Origin of the sequence: Methanoculleus sp. UBA413, assembly GCF_002502935.1 — an archaeon.
GTDB lineage: Archaea > Halobacteriota > Methanomicrobia > Methanomicrobiales > Methanoculleaceae > Methanoculleus > Methanoculleus bourgensis.
Genome location: NZ_DAQR01000087.1, coordinates 11,032 through 13,875 on the forward strand (window position 1 = coordinate 11,032; position 2,844 = coordinate 13,875).

Consider the following 2,844-nt stretch of genomic DNA (forward strand, 5'->3'; position numbering starts at 1 on the left):
GGTGACGAGGACCGAGCGTGCGGACTCAAGGCCGGCGTTTGCGACATCACCGGTCGCCCGGTAGATATCCCCTTCCGGGACGACCTCGATGTTGCTTGCGAAGAGGTCTGCCCGTCGCTTATCCTCCCCGAACGAGACCGGGAGCGCGAGATCGGTGGTGTGGGTGTTGAGGCCGTTTCGCCACGCCACATGGAACGTGACGTTCGTCTCGCCTGCCGGGGTCAGGTTGAAGTGGACGGCGCGAGACCCATCGGGCGCAAGGTTGCCGATGAACACGCCAGCCGGGGTGACGGTAAACCCCGTCCCCTGCGGGGTCACCTGGACGCCGGATGCGGCGTTCGGGCGGGGGTTCCCCACATTGACGGTGATTGCGGCCTCCCTCCCGGGGGAGAAGGTCTCCGGTCTTTGGGCCACCGTCACACTGAGCGGGGTATCATCGACCCGGACCGGGACCGGGTAGCGGAGGGTTCCGTTCTCCCGGAAGTCCAGGTGGAAGACAGGGTAGTAGGTCCCATCGGGGGCATCCGCCCGGACGGCGAAGGAGAACGTCCTCCCGGTGCCCGCGCCGATAACCCCAACCGAGGGGTAGGGCTCGCTCACCGGGACGACGCCGTCGCCGTAGAGCCTGGCGCGGCCGACCTGGACGGGCGTGGGCCCGTTGTTCTGGACGACAACCGTGATGGTGCCCGAGTCGTCCTGCATCAGGACTACAGGATCGACCGCGACGGAGGTCACCGTCACATCCTCCGGGCCGGCAGCTGCGGGGGAGGCGAGCAGGCATACCGTGATGAGCAGGACGAGCAGGAGCCCGTGATGACCGGTTCCCACACCCCGGGAATGGACAGAACCCCTACTTCAACGTTGCCCTTGCCCGATCCCTGGTCGGCATAAGACCTTTGATGGCAGAGAGCGATACCTCTGGAGACAACCGCCGCCCACGGTGAACCGAGGAGGAAATGGAACTGAATAAGATCTATATTATCGGCCACAGGCAGCCAGATACAGACAGCATCTGCAGCGTCATCGGTTACGCTGAGCTCCGCAACCGCACCGAACCGGGTCGGTACATCCCCGCCCGGTGCGGGGAAGTGAACGCGGAGACGGAGTTTGCGCTCAGGAAGTTCAACGCCGAAGCGCCGGTCTACATAGCGAGCGTCGAGCCCACCGTATCAGACATACCGCTGGATACCAGGAGCGTCCGGCAGGATGTCCCGACGGTCGATGTCGCCGACCTGATGGATACCTACGACATGCGCAACATGCCCATCACCGACGAGGATGAGACCCTGGTCGGGCTCGTCAGCGAGTATGGCCTTGCGCGGGCCTATGTCAGGAAAAACCCCAGGGAACAGCTCTCGCTCATCCCGATGCGGCTTGAGACCCTCGCCCGCATCCTCGACGCCCGGACGGTCGTCCCGGCGCACGAGACGCTCGGCGAAGGCCGTGTCTACACCGTCATCGACGCCCTGCACGTCACCCTCTCCCGGATGACGCCAGACGATATCGCGATCGTCGGGGACAACGAACCGGCCCAGCTCGCCCTGATATCGGCGGGAGTCGCCGCGCTTATCATCGCCGAAGGGGCGCCGGTGGGCGAGCGGGTGATCGCCGCCGCCCGGACGAGAGGGGCCTCGGTGCTCGCGACGACGCTTGATGCGTTCAGCGTCGGCAAGATGATCAGCCTCTCCCTGCCGGCAAGGATGATCATGGAGACCGACGTCCCCACGGTGCGGCTCGAGGACTCGCTCGAGTACGCGAAAACCGTTGTCTCGAACTCCAAGTTCAGGACGGCCTGCGTCGTCGGCGAAGGGGGGCAGCATATCGGGCTCATATCCCGGACGACGCTGATGCAGGACGTCCAGAAAGCGGTGATCCTGCTCGACCACAACGAGTTCTCTCAGGCCGTTGACGGGATCGAACGGGCCGATATCCTCGAGATCATCGACCACCACCGTCTCGGTGCGATATCCACCTTAAAGCCAGTGAAGTTTCTCAACGACCCCGTGGGGTCGACCTCGACGCTCGTCACGAACAAGTTCATCGAGGCGGGTGTGGAGCCCTCGCCATCGACCGCCGGGCTCCTCCTCGCGGGGATCCTCTCTGACACGATGGTGATGAAACTCTCGACGACCACGCCCGTGGATATCAGGGCGGCCGACCACCTTGCGGAGATCACCGGGGTCGACCCGGCCGAGTTCGGGCCGGAACTGATCCAGAAGGGTATGGACCTTGATGCGCTCCCGAAGGAGGAACTCCTCACCCGGGACATGAAGCGCTACAACCTCTTTGGGCGGAGCATCATGGTCTCGCAGGTGATGACGTCGTCGTTTGAGTTTGCAGAGACCCATGCCGACGAGATTCGCGCCGAACTCGAACACCTGCGGGCGACAACCGGGGTTGACTGCTTCTTTGCCCTCTTCACGAACGTCTTTGCGAACGCAAGCGACCTCTTCGCCGCCGGAGACGAGGGCTGCATCACCAACCTGGACCTCCGGGACCAGCCCGTCCGGCTCGAGGGGGTCATGTCCCGGAAAAAAGATTTTATCCCGAAGTTCGGGCAGATGTTCCGGCAGCTCTAGTGGAGCATTTCACCTTATTTTGCGGGTCCTGATGCGGATCGCCAGCCGCTCGCGTGAGGCGATGGTACACATGAACACAACCTATTCCCCGGGCGATCCCGGAGCACGGTGCAACAGAGCAGGGGGTCTCCCACTCGCCAGATCGGGGCGGGTTTCATGGGAAATGTTAGCTGAAATGGTCCACAAGTGGACCGTTTCACCTTATGTTGCGGGTCCTGGATGCGGGGTGAGCGATCGCCACCTCACGCGGAAAGCCACGCGTGAG

Annotated in this window: 2 protein-coding genes; one reads left to right on the forward strand and one right to left on the reverse strand. The window is 63.6% G+C overall.

The window, feature by feature from the left end; genetic code table 11:
- A partial coding sequence (locus tag BP858_RS07105; protein ID WP_286879183.1) for a hypothetical protein occupies positions 1-828 on the reverse strand: 828 nt, incomplete at its 3' end.
- Between the two features lie 128 nt (positions 829-956).
- Between BP858_RS07105 and BP858_RS07110 the strand changes: the two genes are divergently transcribed.
- Complete coding sequence (locus BP858_RS07110; RefSeq protein ID WP_281768893.1) at positions 957-2,579, forward strand: putative manganese-dependent inorganic diphosphatase; 1,623 nt, start codon at positions 957-959, stop codon at positions 2,577-2,579.
- Positions 2,580-2,844: the final 265 nt, after the last annotated feature.

Excerpts from the sequence above, each read along its gene's own strand:
- BP858_RS07110 (WP_281768893.1), top strand. The coding sequence starts at position 957 with ATGGAACTGAATAAGATCTATATTATCGGCCACAGGCAGCCAGATACA.